Below are 20,588 nucleotides of genomic sequence, written 5' to 3'. Positions count from 1 at the left end.
GTCAGGAGGACATGATGAATCCGCACAAACCGCTGGTTGCAGCGGCTGCCGTACTGACACTGTTCACCAGTGCCTGTACCACAACCCATGGCGGCTACATGACCACAACCAAACCAAGCACCGAGGCCAGCGCCGGCGGCCTCGCCAGCCAGCGCCAGGAAATCGATGCCGGCTACAATGCCACGCTGGAACGCCTGTACCGCAATGCCCACGGCTCGCAGGAGCTGGTCGGCAAGGCCAAGGGTGTACTGATCTTCCCGACGGTGCTGGCCGCCGGCTTCGTGGTGGGCGCCGAGTACGGCAAGGGTGCGCTGCGCGTGGGCGGCCAGCCTGCTGGCTACTACCAGACCGTCAGCGGCTCGCTCGGCTGGCAGCTGGGCGCCCAGTCCAAGGCGGTGATCTTCCTGTTCATGACGCAGGATGCGCTGAACAAATTCCGTAGCGGCAATGGCTGGACCGCCGGCGTGGATGCCTCGGTGGCACTGGCCAAAGTCGGCGCCAACGGCGATATCGACCTGAATACCGCACAGCAACCGGTAATCGGTTTCGTGATGACCAATGCCGGCCTGATGGCCAACCTGACGCTGGAAGGCACCAAGGTCAGCAAGCTGGACATGTAAACCCTCTGCCAGCAAACAGCACGGGCCGCAATGCGGCCCGTGCTGTTTGCTGGCGCAGCACAACGGCGGAGCAGACACTACCATCAAGACATGGCCACCTCGCAGCGGCCGCCCACAACCATTCGAGGAGCCGTCATGTCCCGCCTGCCACTACGCAACCAGCCGCGCCAGAACGACGATGATGACGATGATGAAGACAGCGTGCCGCTGTTCCGCCGCTACGAGGCACAGGGCACGGTACGGCAGATTTCCTTCTACCTGAGCGGGGAAATCGGTGCGCCCATCTACTACACCGACCTGCTGTACACCCTGCGCAGCGCCAGCAATACCGACGTGATCTTCCTGCACCTGAACACGCCGGGCGGCAATTTCGATACCGGGCTGCAGATCATCAACAATATCGCCGCCAGCCCGGCGCACGTAATCACCATCCTGGAAGCGCGTGCCTACTCCATGGGCGCGCTGCTGTTCCTGGCCGGCGACGAGCTGATCCTGCACGACACCTGCCAGCTGATGTTCCACAACTATTCATCGGCGCTGATCGGCAAGGGCAACGAGCAGCAGGCACAGGTACTGGCCAGCAGCAAATGGTTCGAGAAGGTGATGCGCCACGTGTGCCGCCCTTTCCTGGCCGACGTGGAGCTGGAGCGCATCTTCAAGGGAGAGGATATCTGGATGGACAGCGACGAGATTCGCCGCCGCCTGCACCGCATCCAGAAAGGCGAGCCCAGCACGCGGCCGGCCAAGGACAGGAGCAAGGCCAAGGTGGAGGCCGGCCTGGAAAAGAAAAACCGCCGTAATCCGGGCTAACGCTACAGCCCCAGCAAGCGGCGCAACGCCGCCGGCAGCGGCACCGCATCCTCGCGCAGGCTGCGCAGCAGCAGCACCCGGTCGCGAGCATCGCCCAGCTGCTGCTGACACTGCTTGGCACGTTCGGCCCGGCGCAACCAGCGCTTGCCCACCACATCGGCACACACTTCCACCTGGTAGCGCAGGCGCTTGGCCAACAGTCGCACGCGATGCTCGGCCTGCTCGTCGCCAGCCTGCTGCCGCCAGGCTACCCGCGCCGTGCGGTAGCGCCGACGGGTGCGCTGCAGCGCCGACCGCAAGCCCCGGCGCAGGCGTTCGCTGCCATTGCTCAGCACCGGCTGGCAATGCTGCCAGCTGGCCTCCAGCAATTGTTCCAGCTCGCTCGCCTGCTGCTGCAGCTGGCACCTGCCTGCCTGCAGCTGCTGCGCCTCCCGCCGCCGCCAGGCGGCAAAGGTCCGGGTATCGTACTGTGCGGCCAACGTTTCCAGCTGCTGCAGCCGTACTTCCCGGTCCCGCCACGAGTTGCTGCGCTGGGTAAACTCGCCCAGCTGGCCCTGCACAATCCGCAACGGCTTGCCATTGGGCAAGGCTGCCAGGGCCTGCAGCAGGCTGCGCAGTTGGCGCAGGGCGATGCGCAGCTGATGCAGCGCCTCCGCATCCTCTGCCTCGCTCAGTCGCGGCATGGTGTCACGGATGTCCAGCAGCAGCTGCTGCAGGCGATGCCGCAGCAAACGGCGGGTCGAGACTGTCTTCATGCCATCCCCCTGGCAAAACGGTTGGCGGGTATTCACGATCCGGCGAGCTGGAGCGAGACAAGGCAAAAGCAATGGTAAACGCGCATGCCGACGCCGATTTTAACGCCGTATCGCCGACGCGCAGCAGATCGCGAACCGCTTGTCAGCGGTACAGCAGCAGCTGTGCCTGGGCATCGCACTCCTCCAGCTGATCCAGCATCTGCCGGAAGTCTTCGCTGTGCAACTCGTCGCCGCTGACCCAGTTGACCTTGCGCTGCAACTCATAGCGCAGGCCGATGCCGTCCACCACCGCCACCGGTGCGATGGCGTAATCCAGCCAGCGCGACTGCACCTTGCAGCTGGCGGCCTGCAGCAGCGGCTTCACCCCGTGCAGGCGGGTAACACCACTGTAGCCGCCCACTTCCAGAAAGTAATCGCTGACGCCATCCTGCGCGTAGTAGTCGCGCAGGTTCTCGATGCGCGGCCGCAGCAGGCGCAGGTCGGCCAGGCGGTACGGCCCCAGCGGGCGGGTGACATTGCCCACCGTGGCCAGCGCGGTGACGGTGTAGGGGCTGCTCACCAGCCGCTGCGCCGTGCCGCGCTCCACTTTCAGCGAGCGCAGGTTCATGTTCTCGAACAGGAAATAATCACGCACCAGCGAGGAATCGGCATCGCTGCGATTGCTGGCCAGCTCGTCCTCGAACAGCTCGCGCACCGTCTGGCCATGCAGCACATTGCTGCCGCTCATGCGCCAGCGCTTGCCATCCAGCGAGGTGAAATCCTGCACCTGCTCCTCGAAACGCGCCGGCGGCGGGTTGGCTGGAATCGTCTCCGGCTGCACGGCTCCCTCCGCCCCCAGCACGAAGGCCACGCGATCCTGCAGCAGGATGGACGTGCTGCCCAGCGCATTGACCTTGCTGGTCGGGTCCAGCCAGTAGCTGACGCCCTCCACCTTCAGCCGCACGATGGCATGGTTGAAATAGCCCCAGGTCACCAGCAGCGGCGGGCGGTTGTCCCAGTCGCTGCGCACGAAGGCCACGCTGGCATCCAGCCCCACCGCCCGCAGCATGGCGGTCAGGGTCAGCGCCATGTCCTTGCAGTCGCCAAAGCCGCGCCGCTCGATATCGGCCAGCGGGAACGGGATCACCCCGTTTTCCGATACCCGCCAGTCACCCATGTAGCGGATGCGGTCGTTGACGTCCTCCAGCAGCTGCGCCACCTGTTGTTGCCACGGCTGGCCGCTGGCCGCCCGTACCGCCTGCTGCGCCAGCGGCGGCAGCGGTGCGGCCAACAGTCGGGCTATGGCCTGCGCCGCCGGGCGTTCCGCCTCGCGGGCATCGGCCACGGTGCTGACATCGAACTGCAGCGGGTTGCGCAGCTTGAGGCGGTCGCCCGCTTCGGTAATGCCCAGGTACAGCGGCGCACGCAGCTGGATGCGCAGGTGGCGGCCATTCTGGTCCGCCTGCGCATCCAGTTTCTGCTGCGGGTCGTTCACGCGCCAGAACAGCTGCTGGCCGGCGCTGACTTCGTAACTCATGCGGTCGTAGCGCAGATCGTCGTCATCGAACACGAAGCGCTTGGCCAGCAGGCCGAACGGCTTGATCACCGGCGAGAAGCGGCGCAGGTGCAGCACCAGCTTGCTGCCTACCTTCACCTCCGGGAATGCCAGCTTCAGGAACTGGTAGTTGTTGAAACCGTTGTCATCGGCGGCATTGCCGCGCTGCTGATCGCGCGTGGCCACGTTGATGCGCCGGCCATCCGGCTGCAGGGTGTAGGCCTCGCGCACCTCCAGCTTGTCGTCCGGTTCGTACCACAGGGTTTGCGTGCCGTTCTTGTCGCGCCCGGCCTCGCGCAGAATGGTGATGCTTTGCTCCACCCGGCAGTCGCTGCCGCTGCGCAGATCCCAGCGGCAGCTTTCGCTGTGCTCGATGGCGGCGGGTGCCTCCGCCGGCGAACGCAGCGCGGCCTGGCTGGCCAGGCTGGCACTGCCGAGCACCACGGCGGCAAACAGATATTTCATGCGCCTTGCTTTCTTCAGGAATGAGCCGGTAACAGCCGCCGGCGACGGCAAACGATATACCAATACCATATCGATAGTTGCCGGGCTTTTCCAGCCCGCCTGCACAAACAAAAACCGCAGCACCTGGCTGCGGTTGAACATCAACTGCGACGACTACGCCGGCTGCGTGCCGGCGCCGGCTCATCGGCAGCCGGTGCCTTGCCGCGCCGCCTTGCCCCCGCGGCGGGCGCCTGGCGTGCGCCTGCCGGAGCGTCCTGCTGCGGCTTGGCGCCCTTGCCGGCATGACCGGCCACAGGCTTGCCAGCCTTGGCAGTACGCTTGCCGCGATTGCCCGCAACTTCCGTAGCAGCCGCCTCGCGCTCCGGGTTCACCAGCGCAAAGTCCACCTGTGCGGTATCCAGCTCGGCGCGCATCACCTTGATGGTTACCGCGTCGCCCAGCTGGTATTTCAGCCCGCTCTTCTCGCCAATGATGGCCTGCTGTTCCTTGTGGAAGTGGAAGTAGTCACGCCCCAGCTCGGAGATATGCACCATGCCTTCCACGTACAGCGTGTCCAGCAGCACGAAGATGCCGAAGCCCGCCACCGCGCTGATCTTGCCGGTAAACACTTCGCCCACCTTGTCCCGCATGTAGTAGGTCTTGAGCCAGGCCTGCACGTCGCGGCTGGCGTCGTCGGCGCGGCGTTCGGCCATCGAGCAGTGCATGCCCAGCTGCTCCCACTTGCCCGGCTTGTACTTCTTGTCCGCCAGGATGGCCTTGATGGTGCGATGCACCAGCAAGTCCGGGTAGCGGCGAATCGGCGAGGTGAAGTGGGTGTAGGCATCGTAGGACAGGCCGAAGTGGCCGAGGTTGTCCGGCTGGTACACCGCCTGCTGCATGGAGCGCAGCAGCATGGTCTGGATCATCGACGCATCCGGGCGCTCGCGCACGGCGTCGGCCAGCGCGGCGTAGTCCTTGGTGGTCGGCTTGGTGCCGCCGCCCAGCTGCAGCCCCTTCAGGCGCAGGAATGCCTGCAGCTGCTCCAGTTTTTCCGGCGTAGGGCCTTCGTGCACGCGGAACAGGCCCTTGTGCTCGTGCTTGAGGATGAACTCTGCAGCGCAGACGTTGGCCGCAAGCATGCATTCCTCGATCAGGCGGTGGGCATTGTTGCGCACCACCGGCACGATCTGGCTGATCTTGCCGTTGTCGTCGAACAGCATCTGGGTTTCGGTGGTGTCGAAATCCACCGCGCCACGCTTCTGGCGCTGCGCCAGCAGCTGCTGGAACAGTGCGTACAGCGTCTCTAGCTGCGGTTTCAGCTTGTGTTCGCCGTTTTCGGACAGCAGCTGCCACACCTGGGTGTAGGTGAAGCGGCACTGCGAGCGCATTACCGCCGGGTAGAACTGGTACTTTTTCACCTTGCCGCGCGCGGAGATCTGCATATCGCACACCATGCACAGGCGGTCCACATCCGGGTTCAGCGAGCAGATGCCGTTGGACAGCTCCTCCGGCAGCATCGGAATCACCCGGCGCGGGAAATACACCGAGGTGCTGCGCTCGCGCGCATCCACATCCAGCGCATCGCCGGAGCGCACGTAGTGGCTCACGTCGGCAATGGCCACGATCAGGCGGAAGCCCTTGCCGCTCTTCTCGGCATAGACAGCGTCGTCGAAGTCGCGCGCGGTTTCGCCATCGATGGTCACCAGCGGCAGATCGCGCAGGTCGACGCGATCCTTGATATCGCGCTTGCCCACCTTCTGGCTGGTGGCCTTGGCCTGCGCCAGCGCATCGTCGGAGAACACGTGCGGCAGATCGTGCTTGCGCAGCGCGATCTCGATTTCCATGCCCGGGTCGGCATAGTCGCCCAGCACTTCGCTGACCTTGACGATGGCCTGACGGTGCTCGTCCGGGTAGTCGATGATGTCCACCATCACCACCTGGCCGTCCTTGGCGCCGTCTTCGCCGCCGGCTTCCACCAGCATTTCGTGATTGATGCGGCGGTCTTCCGGCACCACGAACCACACGCCGCGTTCCTTGTAGATGCGGCCGATCAGCTGGGTGGTACGGCGTTCGATGATTTCGGCGATGCGCCCTTCCTGGCGGCCCCGGCGGTCGGTGCCGGCAATGCGCACCATGGCACGATCACCATGCAGCACTTTGCGCATTTCACGTTCGGGCAGGAAGATATCGTCGCCATCGGCTGCCTCGCGCACGGCGAAACCGAAACCATCACGGTGGCCGCTGATGCGGCAGGGAATCAGGTCGATTTTCTGCGCCACGCAGATATCGCCCTTGCGGTTGATCAGAATCTGACCGGCACGCTCCATGGCGCGCAGGCGGCGCTCGAACAGGTCGAGCTCGTTATCGTAAATGGGAAAAACTGCGGCCAACTCTTCGGCATGCATCGGCACACCGTTTTTTTCGAGAATTTCGAGAATGAACTCTCGGCTCGGTAAGGGATTGTCGTATTTGGATTTTTCGCGAGCAAGGAATGGGTCTTGCTGGCGCAACGGCACATTCTTACTATTTTTTCGTTTGGTAGCCATTGACACACTCAAAAAGGTCTTTATAATGCGTGCTTCTTCGATGTGCTGCAGCGAAAAAGCAACGCAACGCATCGATGATACAGCATAGCAGAGCCCAGGTGGCGGAATTGGTAGACGCACTAGGTTCAGGTCCTAGCGGTGGCAACACTGTGGAAGTTCGAGTCTTCTCCTGGGCACCACAATCTCTGCAACGCTGTAACAATCCGGAAGGCCCAGGTGGCGGAATTGGTAGACGCACTAGGTTCAGGTCCTAGCGGTGGCAACACTGTGGAAGTTCGAGTCTTCTCCTGGGCACCAGCACTACGCTGATGCCCTCCGGATAAAAATTTGCGATGTGCCCAGGTGGCGGAATTGGTAGACGCACTAGGTTCAGGTCCTAGCGGTGGCAACACTGTGGAAGTTCGAGTCTTCTCCTGGGCACCAACAAGTTTCTTGTTGTTGGTGCCTACACATCAGCAACATACAATCAGGTTTAAGCCCAGGTGGCGGAATTGGTAGACGCACTAGGTTCAGGTCCTAGCGGTGGCAACACTGTGGAAGTTCGAGTCTTCTCCTGGGCACCAAATAAAAAGCTGCAAATCAAATGATTTGCAGCTTTTTTGCTTTAATCGCCATGATTCATGGTCAAATAAAAAACCCCGTAAATACGGGGTTTTTTATTTATTCAACTGGCGCCATAAATTGCCGGCATGCGATTCTGCTTCAAATAACCGCCCACCGGCTCCACCGATTGCTGCGCCGGCTCATCGGTACTCAACCAGCGCTTGGCAATCAGGCTGCCACTCACCACCGCTTTTTCCGCATTGCGGCAGGACAGGCACACCGGCTTGCCCTTGCGTTCGCGAATCGCCTGATCGACCCGCGCGCCATACAGCACCCGCCCGGTTTCACGCTGCCAGGCCAGCAGGGTATTGGCCAGGTAGCGGTAGGACGGATCCTTGAAGCCATAGATATCGTGATAGGCGGTAATCCACAGCTCGCCGGCTTCATCCACGTTCAGCACCAGCGGCTGGTAGGCAATGGTGACCTGCGCCCCCATATTCACCCAGTCGGCCAGGGCCAGCGCGTTTTCATTACGCAGCCGCACGCAACCATGGCTGCGCACCCCCGGCACACTGGTTGGCTGATTGGTGCCGTGAAAGCCCAGCCCCAGGCGCGGCTCGCCAAAGCGGATGAACACCTTGCCCAGCGGATTATCCGGCCCCGGCGGCACCTCGACCTTCACCTCCTTGCCCTGCTTGGCCATTTCATCCTGAATGGACTTGGGCACGTGCCAGGTCGGGTCACGCGTAATGCCGGTAATGCTGTAGTTGCCGGTAGGCGTACGGGTAATGTCGCGGCCAACTGCAATAGGGTAGCTGCGCAGCAGCACGCCATCCTGGTACAGATGCACGCGCGTCTGCGGCAGGTTGACCACCAGATGCTGCCCCTGGGGAGCAATAACCACATCCGGCTCCGGCTCCACCGCGCGGGCGGGCAACGCCAACCCCGCCAGCAGGCCGATACACAGCCCCAGCCGCGGTAAAAGGGAAAAAGTGAGTACGTCTCGCATAGCCGAGATGGTAGCAGATGAACCTGCCCGTGTTGCCCTGTAATCGTGAACTGCCATCACCGTGCGTTTTACCCTGGTTTCTGCGACAATTGTCGTCTTTGTTATCGCATTTTGACTTACAAAACAATGACTCAACAGCAGCTTGCACATATCGAATCACTGGACCACGAAGGTCGGGGTGTTGCCCACATCGACGGCAAGACCATCTTCATCGAAGGCGCCCTGCCCTACGAAACCGTGAGCTACAGCAGCTTCCGCAAAAAGCCCAGTTACGAGAACGCCGTTGCTGTCGATATCGTCAAAGACAGCTATATGCGTACCACGCCGGCGTGCCCGCACTTTGGCGTTTGCGGCGGCTGCTCGATGCAGCACGTGGAATTCAGCGCCCAGGTAGCCATCAAGCAACGCGTACTGGAAGACAACCTCACCCGCCTTGGCAAAGTACAGCCGCAAGTCGTGATGACCCCGATTGCCGGCCCGACCTGGGGCTATCGCCACCGCGCCCGCCTGTCGGCGCGCCTGGTGGAGAAAAAAGGCGGCGTGCTGGTGGGCTTCCACGAGAAGCGCTCCAGCTTCATTGCCGACATGCGCGAATGCCATGTGCTGCCCAAGCACATCTCCGACCTCATCGTGCCGCTGCGCGAAATGATCATCAAGCTGTCGATCAACAACCGCATGCCGCAGGTGGAAGTTGCCGTGGGCGCCGAAGTGGACATCCTGGTGTTCCGCAATATGGAAGCCATTACCGATGCAGACTTCGACATCCTGAAGAAGTTCTCCGACCAGTATTCGCAGCCCAAGCGCCCGCTGCAGATCTGGCTGCAGCCCAAAGGCCCGGATACCTGTTACCCGATCTACCCGCTGGATGCCCCCAAGCTCACCTACCGCCTGCGCGACTTCAACGTGGAAATGCCGTACTACCCCACCGAATTCACCCAGGTGAACCCGGAAATCAACAACGTGATGGTGAGCCGTGCGCTACGCCTGCTGGACCCCAAGGCCGGCGAGCGCATCGCCGACATGTTCTGCGGCATCGGCAACTTCACCCTGCCGATCGCGCGCAGCGGCGCCGACGTGCACGGCATGGAAGGCAGCGAAGCGCTGGTGAAGCGCGCGGTGGAAAACGCCACCCACAACCAGCTGCAGCACAAGGTGAGCTACGAGATGGCCAACCTGTTCGAGGTGACCGAGGAATCGTTCGCCGCGCTGGGTAAGTTCGACAAGATGCTGATCGACCCGCCGCGCGACGGCGCCATCCAGCTGGTGAAGGCCATTACCGAGGAGACCGCGCCGCAGCGCATCGTGTACGTGTCCTGCAACCCGTCCACCCTGGCGCGCGACGCCGGCGTGCTGGTGCACACCAAGGGCTACACGCTGAAATCCGCCGGCATCGTTAACATGTTCCCGCACACCGCGCACGTGGAGTCCATTGCCTGGTTCGAAAAGACCGGCCCGTGCAAGACCCGCGCCGAGCTGGAAGCGATGGAAGCAGAGGAAGAAGCGCAGCGCGCTGCCGCTCGCGAGATCGCTATTGCCGCCCGCCTGGAGCGCGAAGCCACGCTGGCCGAGCAGCAGGCCGCGGAAAAAGCCGAAAGGTTGGCCGCAAAGGCTGCCCGCACCGCCGAGTTCCACGCCCGCACCCAGGCCAATGCCGACAAGCGCGCTGCTTACGAGGCACGGCAGGCGGAAGGTGGTAGTGAGGCGGAGTAAGCGCGAAGCACTGCTGCTTTAGATGAGTTTTTGTATCGCTCGACCCCAGTTTCACCCCAGAGCGGAACATGAAAATTCACCTGACTGACAGCGCCATTGCCAGGCTCAAGACCCCGGATGATCGTGTCGAATACAAGGACACTCGGATTCCGGGGTTTACTTTGCGTGTTGGCCGCAGGGCCAAGGTCTGGTACTTCCGTTCGACTGTCAGAAGCAAACGCGTCACCATCAAGCTCGGGACTTGGCCTGTAGTCCCTGCCGAGATGGCAAGAGCCCGCTGCATTCATTGGCTACAGCAAAACCGCGACACCTATGCCATAGCCGCCTCTGGCCCTTCCCTGCCACACCAACCTGAAGCAACTACCTCCCCTACCCTGCAGGAGGTGTATCAGCAGTACACCAAGGCCAAGCAGCTTAAGCCCACCACGCTGGCCACCTATAGCAAAACCCTGCGGTTGTACCTATCTGAGTACGCTGGAAAGCCACTACTGGCTCTGACATCACAACAAGTACGGAAGCTGTATGCAGGGCTCAAAAGCAACATTTCTGTAGCCAAAGCAAACGCAGCCGTCACGCTGCTCAAAGCTATCTGGCGCTGGTGGGGTGCAACACAGGAAGTCGAACTGCCGGATGTGTTCACTGCACTGACAGCATCGGGCGAGAAGAAACGCACTAAGGCTAAAGATGACGTATTGCTTGATAGCCAGATTCGGCAACTTGGTGATGGGCTGGCGAAGGTAAGCGAGCACAAGCGGTTATTTGCGCTCACAGGGCTCTACACGGGGCTACGCCTCTCAGAGCTACTAAAGCTCACCCCATCCTGCATCGACTTCAAGAACAGGCTCCTCAGCCTGCAGGACACTAAGAACGGCAAGCCACATACCCTACCTATCAGTCAGGAACTTGAATCTATCCTGCAGCGACTATGTGCAGGTAAAGGGCCAACTACTGCCCTATTCCCCGCCCAGATTAGAAACTGGTGTTCTGTCATTGCCCAGAAGACTGGCATCACATTTACCGCCCATACCCTGCGGCGAACATTTGCCTCTCAAGCTGCAAAGCTTGGGCTAAACGCCTATCAAATCAAAGCATTACTAAATCACCATGCAGGTGCAGATGTAACCCAACTTCATTACATTCGCTTTACTGCTGACGACTTGGCCACACCAATACAACGAATAAACACCCATATTACGGAATTGCTATACACGAAGGAAATTAACCAACAAAATCAATCTAAAATCTCAATAGGAAGTTTTTAAAAATCAGTCAATAGATATTATTGACTATCATTAAATAGGAAACCATATTAACATAGGCATGTTTTATTTCATCTAATCAATCCTGTAAAACAAATTTCAATTGCTTGATCGTTCAGTCGGCAAGGGCTACTCGCCCTCACCTCCATCACGGGGTAATGCTTAGCCTACCCTTATTGATTGGTGTTTCTGAAGCACACACCGTAGGGGCGGGATGAATGAAATGAATCCCCCCTACAGCATACAACAATGCAAATTGATTATTGATACCCGCAATCTACCCAGCCCCCATCATCAGCAATGCTTGCGGGCAGAGCTGCACTTGACTCATATCCTTTTCATGTTACCGTAACAGTAGAGGCAAAGAACTATTGCCAAGTTAAGCATAAAAACGCTGTTCGACATTCATTCGAGTCCATGTCCAGTACCACCTAGGCCACAATCTTCGGCCTAACCATTGCTCCACCCAGGCTACAGTAACAAGCGCTCAATCATCCCCTCTCTTTAGGTGATCGAAATTCAGGCCCCCTGTATTTCTATCTGCCCACTGCCATTCGCCATCCCTCTTCTTTAGGTGATCGAAATTCAGGCAGTGCCCTACGTTTACCTCTTCACAACCGCCTTCTTTAGGTGATCGAAATTCAGCCCCCTGCATTTCCACCTATGTCTGAAGGCATGCCTTCGCCCTGACCTTTTCCTAGATAATCGGCACCCTCAATCAAAAGGCAAATTCAGACAGGCACACCAAAACGATAACAACAATAATGATAGAAAATAACCGTCATATTCACTGGGTAGTAGCAAAAGACACTGGCGAAACTTTCCCCCTTAGCATTAAATTAGAAAGTTTACCGAAAAAAATCATCATCAATAGCTTCGATGAGCTCAATAGCCCACTACCAGACCTCCCTTCAAAAATAGTAAAAATTGAAAGCACGCCAAAGAATTCAAATCGCGGAAGAAAACCGAAGGTTCTTAAAAATGATATATGCCGTGCACTACTTCATGATTTTGCATCATTTGAGGAAGCAACTGAAAAACACCCTTTTCTTGATGACATTATTACAGGGGCTTGTAGCCTAGATTACGGTGGAACAAGAGGCCTAGTAAAAGAAGACATTTTCATTATAATTTCCAACGCAGAACAAATAGAAACTCAAACCATACGAGAAATAACTTGGGCATCTGAAAGCCACTCTAGGAAATTATCCAGCGCGGCCCGCATTTGTGTCAATACCATTACCTCCCACTTAAAAAAACAACATGGCCACCACAAAGAAATAGGATAAAACATCAAATACTAGCCATAGTGTATGCGCAGCCATAGATTGGATTGCGCTTGCCACTGTGCGGCTTAGCAAAATACATCAAATAATAGCAAAATACATTTAAACAACACTTTAAATGCATATGAAACCATGTGCACGATGCAATTCTTTGAATGAATAAATACGAAAAACTCCAGATTGCGAGGGCCGCTGAGCATTTGCGTAAGCCGGGGGTAGCTTAAGCGATGAGAAATTGAAATATCATAGAAGGGCTAGGCTGGTGTTCCACGCGGCAGTGACCAAGCCTGAACGTGCACAACCCAGGCCCATGTAGGAGCCGTGTCTACAGCGCATGCAGCCGTGTGACTAGCTCTACGAATGGACAAGGGATGCATATGGAAAAGCCCGCGTTTGCGGGCTAGGGTATTGCTGCTGAGGTTAGGTTCATATTCCGCGGTATCTAGTCACAGGTGTCGCCACCACGAATCCGGCTTGCAACCAGCTGTGTCGCCCAGAAGCAGATGACATGTCAATGTGCTACCATGGCAGCTATCGGCCAGGAGCGGACTTAGTTCTAGGATCAGCATTGCAGACATTCGAGCACCATATACTTATAAGGGGGGCTTGTTGTGCCAACGTTCTACTATCCACCAGTCGGCCAATGCATCTACTGTGATAGTCCGACAACAGATTTAGGGGATGAGCACATCATCCCATTTGCTCTAAATGGCGGAATGGTACTGCCTAAGGCAAGCTGCCATCAGTGCGAGAAGATCATCCAACCCTATGAGATGACCGTAGCCCGGCGAATCTTTGGGCACTTCAGAATCAAACACAACGTCCAGACCCGGAACAAGAAGCAACGGCCGGAAACCATGAAGATTGGCACGCTGATGCCAAATGGGAAGAAGGGCACTGCGTATGTGCCCGTTCTCGATCACCCGGTAATGCTGTTTGTGTACAAGTACCAGCTGGCCACCTATTTTCAGGGTTACCCACCAGAAGTCGAGATAAACACGTGGATTCCCATCTCCCTGTTCAACAAGAAAGAGCTAGATGCGTTCATAGAGCAGTACCACTGGGACAGAATGATCAAGTTACTAGCGGTTCCGGTGGAGTTTGCGCGGCAGATAGCGAAAATCGCTTACTCGTATGTTGTGGCTGAAATTGGACTAGGCAATTTCACGCCGATGCAAATGACACTGGATACGATCATGTGTCGAACCACGAATGTCTGTCACGTTGTAGGTGGAAACGAAGAACTACCAACACCAGACCCCAAAGGGGCACACCTGCTAGGCATCACCGTCCATATAAAGGAACCTATGCGACCAGTAATCATCGCAGGGATCAGGCTATTTCCTGCATTCGATATGCCCGAGTATCATGTTGTAGTTGGTCATTTCGACATGAATAACGAACAGCATAGGAACGTGTTTACCCAAAAGGTCATCATCGGTACAGAGCAAGTTGCTGTATCGCATGCAACTGACGAATGATGCACTGCGAGGCCACTTACTCTCACATTGAACGGCCGGAATGACAGGTGGTAATTGTCCACCAAGGGTCGATACCTAGCGCAAGCCCCACGAGAGCTACTCAGTGAAGCATTTTGTCTGCTATTAGCTAGCAGCCAGTTGCAGCCAGTCAAAATTCTGCTGTAAGCAGTCGTTCACCTGGGGGAGGGGCACAACTGAACTCTATCCGTATAACTGTTAGGTGCATATAAATTGGGCCCCAAAACTCAAGAGCTAGTCAGCGTGCTGGATGAACTCGCTTCCGTTCTCGAAAGCGATGGAAACACCTACTGGAGCGGCTGGGTACTGAAAGTAAGAGCGCGTCTGCTCAACTCAGATTACTCGGGTATCGAGCTTCTTCTTTCAGCATATGGTGGCATGGGTTCATTGAACGATGTTGTACTTGGCCAAAACAATAAAGACGGTGTTATTGAATGGAAGCCTGAGCACACAGGACTGAATGAACGGTTCACCGTGCTTAGTAGTAAAGCGTGGGAATTAGCCAGTGCAATTAAACGGTCACAGTAGTAACTGAGCGTCTGCCAGCTCCCCCGTCTATCGCTTCGCTGCTTCAGCCCTCCCTTACGTCAGACTTTGCACGTCTGCTTTTCTATGTGGTGACGTCAGCTTTGGATCGATACGCCCCAATCGTTAGCTATCGATTGCCTTGAGCACACGCTGTACCTGCAGTAGCGACCATTCACCGCCCCTGCTGGCTTTGATACCTAGAACATTCAGTTCTTCGACCATCTGTCGCTGCGATAACCCCCGTGAACGCATACCAGTAAATATGCCTCGCAGCTTGTTGACGAAGTCTTTCGCCGCCGCTTGCCGCTGTTCAATATTAGGGCGCAGGTTATCAGCACCAGCCTTACCGAGAACAACGCCCCTTGCCTTAGCTGCTGCCAGGGCAGCCTTAGTACGTGCACTGATCTGGTCACGCTCCCATTCCGACATCACCGCGTGCATCTGAATCATGACCTTGTTGGCCTGAGGCATATCTGCAGCAACGAAATCAACACCAGCCTCCAGTAAACCTGAGACGAAGTGCACATTACGAGCTAGCCGATCCAGCTTAGCGATGATGAGTGTTGCCCCATGCTTCCTGCAGGCCGCGAGCGCGGCTTTCAACTGAGGGCGTTTATCTAGCGCATTGCTGCCCTTGCCGGTTTCGACCTCCTGAAAGTTGTCGATCAGTTCCCAGTTGCCACCGTTGAGGTATGCAGCTACGGCGGCTTGTTGAGCTTCCATGCCCAAACCACTCTGCCCCTGCTTTGCCGTGCTGACTCGGTAGTACGCCACGAACTTACCAGATGCCATGTTCTTCCCCTAACCGACAACAATTCATAACGTTCATTTAATACGTAGTCAATATAGCAAACTCCATCGGTTACCGCAGCAACTGGCAGGACGAAGAAAAACCCGACACCAGTTTATTAGCATCGGGTTTTTGACAAAACAGCCCATAGTATTCCGGCTATGGGCCTACGCTATGGATTAAAACGCCCAACGCGCTTTCAGCGAAGCGGTCTGGTTGTTGTAGCCATCACGGTGTTCGGCATCGTAATTGATACTGAGCTCGGCCCCAGACTGGGTGGTATGAGTCAACCCCAGACCAACGTGTTCAATCCACGGGTCAGGATTCAGACCGTAAGTAGTGAATGCGGCACCTGGTGCACCTGCAAAAGTTGCAGTAATACTGTTCCGCTTGGCCAAGGTATCGTAGCCCACACCCAGTTTGGCATTCAGCGTAGTACTGTCGTTGAGCTTGTGATCCAGCTTGCCATCCAGACCCAGTACAAACTGTTCGGTGCTGCGGCTATCCACGTTGAGGTTCAACAGGCCGGCTCCACTTTCCTGGTAGGCCTTGTCCTTGATCCAAGTGTAATCGGCACGCAACTCCGGGGTAACGCTGGTTTTTTCACTCAGCTGGTAATTACGACCCAGCCCCAAGCCGGCATGGGCGGTGTAGCTGTCGTATACGGACGAAGCCACAGTGCTGGTAAAGGCAATGGTGCGCTCGCCGTGATTACGGTTCTGGCCTACGTCTGCCTGGAAATCCAGGTTCAGGTTCTGCGGCAGCGCGTAACTGCCATAACCCACCAACTGGAACACATCCACCTTGTTGCTCTGAGCTGCGGCACTGGAATTACTGTCTACATCGCTCTTGGCGTAAGCAAAGGCGGCACCCAGACGAAGCTGCGGGCTGATCTTGGCATCGGCCCCCACCGCGAGGCCGGTGGTATTGGCCTTGAAGCCGCTAACACCATTCTGATCATCCTGTTTAGCCCAGGAGCCGAACGGCTTTACCCAGACGTACTTATCGGTGAAGTAGCCATCACCCGAGGAGCCCCCCTGTAGGCGTCCCCCGATCACTTGGTTGATGTTGAACAGTGCCCCGTTAACGGCCTGGAAACTGCCACCGGTGAGTAACGGCAAAATCTGGCTGACGGCAGCGGAAACTTGCTGATCAGTGGACAAATTGGCGTTGGTAAAGAGACTCAGCAGTGCAGGCGTCTCATCGATAACTCCTGCCGCATTGTAGGCCGTGTTGTTATGAACAGCGGTTGTGGACTTCTGTACCTGGGTACTGTTGAACACAAGGTTGAAGTTGGTGAAGGTTGTCGTGCCAAAGAAGCTACCAAAGAACAGGCCATAGGCGGTACCAACGTTGGCTGTATTGGAGTTTGTAAAGCTGAGGCTTCCACTTGCCGCGTTAATGCCATACGGACTAAATGAAGAGCAGTTTGCAGTGGTGCAAAGAGCCAAAAAAGGAGTGCCGGAAATGGTCGCGGTTACGGTCCATGCCGAACTAGCGGCAAACGGAGAACTCAGCAGGAAATAGCTGCCAGAGCTGGACGGAGCGGTCACCGTTGTGCCGTTATATGTACCAGGGTTTCCAACAAAAGCTGTTGGAATGAGAATTCCGCCAGTTGTTACAAGTTGTGAGGCGAATGCCGCGGGCGTTGCCAGTAGTAAGAGAGTAGTGGTGACAACAAGCGTCAGTTTGTTTTGCTTAAAAATTTTCATTACTACCGTGCCTCGCAGGTGTGATCAATAGATATGTTTATGTTATCAACATTAATACATATCTGTTTACTCAGTTGCTAATGCTTGTTGAGTAAAACCACTTTACTTGACGGCACCGAAAAGAGTGAAACACACCATAATTTCATTGCAATGCATTGATTTTATTTGAAAATAAAAAAATGCAACATGGTAAAACATTGGGTTTTCATGAAGACATTGTTCTGTAGGTGTTGCGGATTAGATACATGGCAGCCGAAGTGATCTTATGCCATGTAAGCAGCAAGAAAACTGTAGCTGTTTGGCTGCATCTGCTGGCATGATGGGCTACAACCCTTTTCAACCCCAGACAGCCTGAGTCTGCCTACTGGAGTACAAGCATACAAAGCATCTGAAGCTGCTCGTTTCAATCGTTAACATGTTCCCGCACACCGCGCACGTGGAGTCCATTGCCTGGTTCGAAAAGACCGGCCCGTGCAAGACCCGCGCCGAGCTGGAAGCGATGGAAGCAGAGGAAGAAGCGCAGCGCGCTGCCGCTCGCGAGATCGCTATTGCCGCCCGCCTGGAGCGCGAAGCCACGCTGGCCGAGCAGCAGGCCGCGGAAAAAGCCGAAAGGTTGGCCGCAAAGGCTGCCCGCACCGCCGAGTTCCACGCCCGCACGCAAGCCAATGCCGACAAGCGCGCTACTTACGAGGCACGGCAGGCGGAAGCCGGCAGTGAGGCGCAGGGCGAGGTACAGGGCGAATAAGCGCGGCCTGCTCACCCCGGCACCCAACAAAAAGGACAGCACCGGCTCACGCCGTGCTGTCTTTTTTTGTTGGCTTGATGCAGCACATCACAGGCGGTGCTCTTGCCAGCCTGGGCAAGGGCTTCTGGCAGTGCACTACCCCAAATTGGCCCCAGTTGCCGCTGCCGTACGCCTCATGGGCTAGCCATGCCTGCCTGACTGCTTGAAACCTTGCAGCTACCGCACAGGTATCGATACAGAGCCGGCTGCCAGCCACATGCCAGCCGGCGCACACGCTGCCGTTTCGTGCCCGGCGCATGCAAGAGGCTCATAGCAACATGAGCTTGCCAACGCCGGGATTGCCAGCCAGTGCAAATATGCTGCATTGCAACAAAATGATATACAATAGAAGCATGCACGCTTGTGCGACAGTAAAGTGGCACTCAACATCATGAATATAGAATATTACGGCTACCTGGCAGCCTTCCTCACCACCGCAAGCTTTCTCCCGCAAGTGTGGCAAGCCATCCGCACCCGGGATTTGCGCAGCATTTCCCTTTCCATGTACCTGATGTTTGTCGGCGGCGTGGCGTTGTGGCTGTTCTACGGCATTCAGCTGGGGGCCAGCCCGGTGATCGCGGCCAATGCCATCACGTTATTGCTGGCAGGCATCATCCTGAGCCTGAAGCTGCGGGAAGAAGTGAAACGCCGCGGAGACAGCGCCGCTTAAGCCGGCACAGTTGACGCCATGCACTGATTAGCGGCATTGGCGTTGCGCTTATCGCTGCTTTGCAGCCACAGCCCGCTACCTCGGCGGCAGCACCGGCCGCAGGCTGATGGGCGTGGACAGGATGATGCTGGTGCGCGTCTCGCCCAGGTCATTCAGCCGCGACACCAGCAGTTCCAGATGTGACACATCACGCGCCAGCAGGCGGAATACGTAGGAATCGTTACCGGTGACATGGTGGCATTCCTGCACTTCCGGCATGGCCGCCAGCCGGTCCAGCAGGGTTTTCTTGGCCGGCTGCGGCACGGTAATGCCCACCAGCGCCGACAGCGCATAGCCGGTTTTCAGTGGCGCCACCACCGCGTGGTAGCCGCGGATCACCCCGCCCTCCTCCAGCCGTTTCACCCGCTCCGACACCGCCGGCAGCGACATGCCCACACCTTGCGCCAGCTCGGTCAGAGACTGGCGTGCATTGGCCTGCAGTGCCTCCAGGATGGCCCAGGATTTCGCGTCAATTTCCATTTGTAAGGTCCGTTTGCGGTTTGACCTGAAATTTGCAGGCACACCATGTGCCCTGCCTGCAGCATGGCATGGCTGCGCGCTGCCGTCACCGGCACACTAGCTATATTCGATCTGTACGGGAGTGAACCATGGCTGTCTTCATGCAAGCCCTTGCCATCGGCCTGGCGATTGCCGCGCCGGTCGGCCCCATCGGCCTGCTGTGCATCGAGCGCACGCTGCGCCACGGCCCGGCGCGCGGGCTGGCCACTGGCCTGGGCGCTGCCACTGCCGATGCGCTGTATGCCAGCGTGGGCGCTGCCGGCATGGGGGTGCTGATAGGCTGGCTCACCGCGCTGGCCACGCCGCTGGCGCTGGCCGGCAGCGTGGTGCTGTGCTACCTGGGGCTGGCCACGCTGCGCCGCCCGCCTGCCGAGCTTGCGGCCAACGCCCGCGAGGGCGGCCGGCTGCTCGGCGCCTACAGCAGCGCCCTGGCACTGACGCTGACCAACCCGATGACCATTCTGTCTTTCATCGCGGTATTCGCCGGCCTGGCCGGCGGCCACGCCCCCGCCGGCCGCGAGGCGGTGCTGATGGTACTGGGCGTGTTCTGCGGCTCTGCCCTGTGGTGGCTGCTGCTGGCCTATGGTGGCGGGCGGCTGCTGGCCAGGCTGGGCGCGCGCGGTCGCAACTGGGTGGATCGGCTATGCGGGATGCTGTTGCTGGTTTTTGCCGCCGGCATGGCGTGGCAGGTATTGGCGCCGATGCTGGCGCAGCGATGACGCCAAACAGCAGGCCGTCAGCCTCTCAAACCGGCCATGACGAGCCTGCAGCATCGCCTTGCTGCAGGCCCGGCAGCCCTGCACGACAGCCCCTCCACGCAACGCCAGAACAATAAAATTTGACAAATCAAGCATTTATCGTCAAACTGCCGGCTGACTCTTCTCTAGGCGGTTACCCAACAGCCGCCTGCCTTGCCTTAACTGCTGTCACCTCGTACAGCAATTTCCGCTCAGGTTTACGAAGCCATTCGCCATTCCACCGTGTTTCTACACGTGTGGCGCGCTGCCATTTTCAGAATCGGAGCTACCGTGTCCAAAGAAGACATGATCGAATTGCAAGGCGTAGTCATCGAGATGCTGCCGGAGTCGCGTTTCCGCGTCCGGCTCGATAACAACGTGGAGATTCTCGCTTACGGCTCGGGCAAGATGAAGCTGCACCGCATTCGCGTGCTGGTCGGCGACCGAGTCACGGTGGAAATGTCGCCCTATGATCTCACCAAGGGGCGCATCAATTTCCGCCACCCAACCGCAAAAATAGAAAACGCGGCTCCCGCAAGGCGCCGCTATTAACGGCCACCCGCATGGGTAGCCGCAAGGAAATACCCAATGAAAATCAAAGAACTGAAACAGGGTGATCACATCACCCAGCAAATCGACAATTCGACTATCGCGTTTGAAGTACTGTCCATCCAGCAAATCGGCCGCCGCTTCATGGTGACCTTCCGCTCGGCGTTCGGCATCGAAAGCGCCTGCTACCAGGGTGATGCCTTCGTCACCGCGGCGTAAGCCGTAGCACTCACAGAAAACCCGCC

The 20,588-nt window shown here is 57.8% G+C and carries 19 protein-coding genes and 4 tRNA genes; 16 read left to right on the top strand and 7 right to left on the bottom strand.

Features of this window, described 5'->3' with window-relative positions:
• Positions 1 to 98: 98 nt before the first annotated feature.
• A complete protein-coding gene (locus PSELUDRAFT_RS11365) occupies positions 99 to 620 on the top strand; it encodes a YSC84-related protein (RefSeq protein ID WP_231895203.1) in 522 nt (173 codons plus the stop codon).
• A 135-nt stretch (positions 621 to 755) separates the two neighbouring features.
• A complete protein-coding gene (locus tag PSELUDRAFT_RS11360; protein ID WP_088966947.1) occupies positions 756 to 1,430 on the top strand; it encodes an ATP-dependent Clp protease proteolytic subunit in 675 nt (224 codons plus the stop codon).
• Positions 1,431 to 1,432: 2 nt separating this feature from the next.
• Here the strand turns inward: PSELUDRAFT_RS11360 and PSELUDRAFT_RS11355 are convergent, their stop codons facing one another.
• The 3 genes from PSELUDRAFT_RS11355 to rnr form a co-directional block, all read right to left on the bottom strand.
• Positions 1,433 to 2,185, bottom strand: coding sequence for a CHAD domain-containing protein (locus PSELUDRAFT_RS11355; protein WP_088966946.1), 753 nt, complete (start codon positions 2,183 to 2,185; stop codon positions 1,433 to 1,435).
• 142 nt (positions 2,186 to 2,327) lie between these two features.
• Positions 2,328 to 4,184: a DUF3857 domain-containing protein gene (locus PSELUDRAFT_RS11350; RefSeq protein ID WP_162291253.1), complete on the bottom strand. Its 1,857-nt coding sequence runs from the start codon at positions 4,182 to 4,184 to the stop codon at positions 2,328 to 2,330.
• Between the two features lie 140 nt (positions 4,185 to 4,324).
• Positions 4,325 to 6,709, bottom strand: a complete 2,385-nt coding sequence (rnr, locus tag PSELUDRAFT_RS11345) for a ribonuclease R (protein ID WP_088966944.1) — start codon at positions 6,707 to 6,709, stop codon at positions 4,325 to 4,327.
• A 92-nt stretch (positions 6,710 to 6,801) separates the two neighbouring features.
• Here rnr and PSELUDRAFT_RS11340 point away from each other — a divergent pair.
• From PSELUDRAFT_RS11340 to PSELUDRAFT_RS11325, 4 genes are all read left to right on the top strand, one after another.
• A tRNA-Leu gene (locus PSELUDRAFT_RS11340) sits at positions 6,802 to 6,888 on the top strand.
• 31 nt (positions 6,889 to 6,919) lie between these two features.
• Positions 6,920 to 7,006: transfer RNA gene (locus PSELUDRAFT_RS11335), tRNA-Leu, on the top strand.
• 39 nt (positions 7,007 to 7,045) lie between these two features.
• Positions 7,046 to 7,132 (top strand) — tRNA-Leu (locus PSELUDRAFT_RS11330).
• A gap of 53 nt (positions 7,133 to 7,185) precedes the next feature.
• Positions 7,186 to 7,272, top strand: a tRNA-Leu gene (locus PSELUDRAFT_RS11325).
• 101 nt (positions 7,273 to 7,373) lie between these two features.
• On the opposite strand, the gene PSELUDRAFT_RS11320 is transcribed toward PSELUDRAFT_RS11325, so the two are convergent.
• Positions 7,374 to 8,261, bottom strand: coding sequence for a L,D-transpeptidase (locus PSELUDRAFT_RS11320; protein ID WP_088966943.1), 888 nt, complete (start codon positions 8,259 to 8,261; stop codon positions 7,374 to 7,376).
• 126 nt (positions 8,262 to 8,387) lie between these two features.
• Between PSELUDRAFT_RS11320 and rlmD the strand changes: the two genes are divergently transcribed.
• The 5 genes from rlmD (at position 8,388) to PSELUDRAFT_RS11300 (ending at position 14,543) form a co-directional block, all read left to right on the top strand.
• Positions 8,388 to 9,971 carry a 23S rRNA (uracil(1939)-C(5))-methyltransferase RlmD gene (gene rlmD, locus PSELUDRAFT_RS11315; protein ID WP_088966942.1) on the top strand — a complete coding sequence of 528 codons (1,584 nt, stop codon included), beginning with the start codon at positions 8,388 to 8,390 and terminating at the stop codon, positions 9,969 to 9,971.
• A gap of 68 nt (positions 9,972 to 10,039) precedes the next feature.
• Positions 10,040 to 11,233, top strand: a complete 1,194-nt coding sequence (locus PSELUDRAFT_RS11310) for a site-specific integrase (RefSeq protein WP_088966941.1) — start codon at positions 10,040 to 10,042, stop codon at positions 11,231 to 11,233.
• A gap of 761 nt (positions 11,234 to 11,994) precedes the next feature.
• On the top strand, positions 11,995 to 12,519 hold the full coding sequence (locus PSELUDRAFT_RS19380) for a hypothetical protein (RefSeq protein ID WP_157725097.1): 525 nt from the start codon (positions 11,995 to 11,997) through the stop codon (positions 12,517 to 12,519).
• A gap of 608 nt (positions 12,520 to 13,127) precedes the next feature.
• Positions 13,128 to 13,997, top strand: coding sequence for a hypothetical protein (locus PSELUDRAFT_RS11305; RefSeq protein ID WP_157725096.1), 870 nt, complete (start codon positions 13,128 to 13,130; stop codon positions 13,995 to 13,997).
• Between the two features lie 261 nt (positions 13,998 to 14,258).
• Positions 14,259 to 14,543 (top strand): hypothetical protein, encoded by a 285-nt coding sequence (locus PSELUDRAFT_RS11300; RefSeq protein ID WP_197693854.1) that lies wholly within the window; start codon positions 14,259 to 14,261, stop codon positions 14,541 to 14,543.
• A 123-nt stretch (positions 14,544 to 14,666) separates the two neighbouring features.
• Here PSELUDRAFT_RS11300 and PSELUDRAFT_RS11295 read toward each other — a convergent pair whose 3' ends face one another.
• Positions 14,667 to 15,335, bottom strand: a complete 669-nt coding sequence (locus PSELUDRAFT_RS11295; RefSeq protein WP_088966938.1) for a recombinase family protein — start codon at positions 15,333 to 15,335, stop codon at positions 14,667 to 14,669.
• A 177-nt stretch (positions 15,336 to 15,512) separates the two neighbouring features.
• Positions 15,513 to 17,045, bottom strand: a complete 1,533-nt coding sequence (locus PSELUDRAFT_RS11290) for an autotransporter outer membrane beta-barrel domain-containing protein (protein WP_088966937.1) — start codon at positions 17,043 to 17,045, stop codon at positions 15,513 to 15,515.
• 415 nt (positions 17,046 to 17,460) lie between these two features.
• On the opposite strand from PSELUDRAFT_RS11290, the gene PSELUDRAFT_RS11285 reads away from it, so the two are divergent.
• Together PSELUDRAFT_RS11285 and PSELUDRAFT_RS11280 are read left to right on the top strand one after the other, a co-directional pair.
• Positions 17,461 to 17,790: a hypothetical protein gene (locus tag PSELUDRAFT_RS11285; protein ID WP_179947537.1), complete on the top strand. Its 330-nt coding sequence runs from the start codon at positions 17,461 to 17,463 to the stop codon at positions 17,788 to 17,790.
• A 415-nt stretch (positions 17,791 to 18,205) separates the two neighbouring features.
• Entirely contained in the window at positions 18,206 to 18,499 is a 294-nt protein-coding gene (locus tag PSELUDRAFT_RS11280) for a SemiSWEET transporter (RefSeq protein ID WP_231895202.1), read from the top strand.
• Positions 18,500 to 18,574: 75 nt separating this feature from the next.
• Here the strand turns inward: PSELUDRAFT_RS11280 and PSELUDRAFT_RS11275 are convergent, their stop codons facing one another.
• The gene (locus PSELUDRAFT_RS11275; RefSeq protein WP_088966935.1) at positions 18,575 to 19,018 is read right to left on the bottom strand and encodes an Lrp/AsnC family transcriptional regulator; all 444 of its coding nucleotides are present in this window, start codon (positions 19,016 to 19,018) and stop codon (positions 18,575 to 18,577) included.
• A gap of 140 nt (positions 19,019 to 19,158) precedes the next feature.
• Between PSELUDRAFT_RS11275 and PSELUDRAFT_RS11270 the strand changes: the two genes are divergently transcribed.
• From PSELUDRAFT_RS11270 to PSELUDRAFT_RS11260, 3 genes are all read left to right on the top strand, one after another.
• Positions 19,159 to 19,776: a LysE/ArgO family amino acid transporter gene (locus PSELUDRAFT_RS11270; RefSeq protein ID WP_231895201.1), complete on the top strand. Its 618-nt coding sequence runs from the start codon at positions 19,159 to 19,161 to the stop codon at positions 19,774 to 19,776.
• 309 nt (positions 19,777 to 20,085) lie between these two features.
• Positions 20,086 to 20,346 carry a translation initiation factor IF-1 gene (gene infA, locus PSELUDRAFT_RS11265; protein ID WP_088968475.1) on the top strand — a complete coding sequence of 87 codons (261 nt, stop codon included), beginning with the start codon at positions 20,086 to 20,088 and terminating at the stop codon, positions 20,344 to 20,346.
• A gap of 36 nt (positions 20,347 to 20,382) precedes the next feature.
• The gene (locus PSELUDRAFT_RS11260) at positions 20,383 to 20,562 is read left to right on the top strand and encodes a hypothetical protein (protein ID WP_088966933.1); all 180 of its coding nucleotides are present in this window, start codon (positions 20,383 to 20,385) and stop codon (positions 20,560 to 20,562) included.
• Positions 20,563 to 20,588 lie beyond the last annotated feature (26 nt).

Source organism: Vogesella sp. LIG4 (assembly GCF_900090205.1).
Lineage (GTDB): Bacteria > Pseudomonadota > Gammaproteobacteria > Burkholderiales > Chromobacteriaceae > Vogesella.
Note: the sequence above shows the minus strand (reverse complement) of the source record. Positions and strands in the feature narration are given on the sequence as shown.

What these genes read in the sequence shown, in the direction of transcription:
- rnr (WP_088966944.1), bottom strand. Translation starts at nt 6,709, where the DNA reads ATGGCTACCAAACGAAAAAATAGTAAGAATGTGCCGTTGCGCCAGCAA.
- PSELUDRAFT_RS11350 (WP_162291253.1), bottom strand. Translation starts at nt 4,184, where the DNA reads ATGAAATATCTGTTTGCCGCCGTGGTGCTCGGCAGTGCCAGCCTGGCC.
- PSELUDRAFT_RS11290 (WP_088966937.1), bottom strand. Translation starts at nt 17,045, where the DNA reads ATGAAAATTTTTAAGCAAAACAAACTGACGCTTGTTGTCACCACTACT.
- PSELUDRAFT_RS11360 (WP_088966947.1), top strand. Translation starts at nt 756, where the DNA reads ATGTCCCGCCTGCCACTACGCAACCAGCCGCGCCAGAACGACGATGAT.
- PSELUDRAFT_RS11285 (WP_179947537.1), top strand. Translation starts at nt 17,461, where the DNA reads ATGTTCCCGCACACCGCGCACGTGGAGTCCATTGCCTGGTTCGAAAAG.
- PSELUDRAFT_RS11260 (WP_088966933.1), top strand. Translation starts at nt 20,383, where the DNA reads ATGAAAATCAAAGAACTGAAACAGGGTGATCACATCACCCAGCAAATC.
- PSELUDRAFT_RS11295 (WP_088966938.1), bottom strand. Translation starts at nt 15,335, where the DNA reads ATGGCATCTGGTAAGTTCGTGGCGTACTACCGAGTCAGCACGGCAAAG.
- PSELUDRAFT_RS19380 (WP_157725097.1), top strand. Translation starts at nt 11,995, where the DNA reads ATGATAGAAAATAACCGTCATATTCACTGGGTAGTAGCAAAAGACACT.
- PSELUDRAFT_RS11365 (WP_231895203.1), top strand. Translation starts at nt 99, where the DNA reads ATGACCACAACCAAACCAAGCACCGAGGCCAGCGCCGGCGGCCTCGCC.
- PSELUDRAFT_RS11320 (WP_088966943.1), bottom strand. Translation starts at nt 8,261, where the DNA reads ATGCGAGACGTACTCACTTTTTCCCTTTTACCGCGGCTGGGGCTGTGT.
- PSELUDRAFT_RS11275 (WP_088966935.1), bottom strand. Translation starts at nt 19,018, where the DNA reads ATGGAAATTGACGCGAAATCCTGGGCCATCCTGGAGGCACTGCAGGCC.
- PSELUDRAFT_RS11355 (WP_088966946.1), bottom strand. Translation starts at nt 2,185, where the DNA reads ATGAAGACAGTCTCGACCCGCCGTTTGCTGCGGCATCGCCTGCAGCAG.
- rlmD (WP_088966942.1), top strand. Translation starts at nt 8,388, where the DNA reads ATGACTCAACAGCAGCTTGCACATATCGAATCACTGGACCACGAAGGT.
- PSELUDRAFT_RS11310 (WP_088966941.1), top strand. Translation starts at nt 10,040, where the DNA reads ATGAAAATTCACCTGACTGACAGCGCCATTGCCAGGCTCAAGACCCCG.
- PSELUDRAFT_RS11270 (WP_231895201.1), top strand. Translation starts at nt 19,159, where the DNA reads ATGCAAGCCCTTGCCATCGGCCTGGCGATTGCCGCGCCGGTCGGCCCC.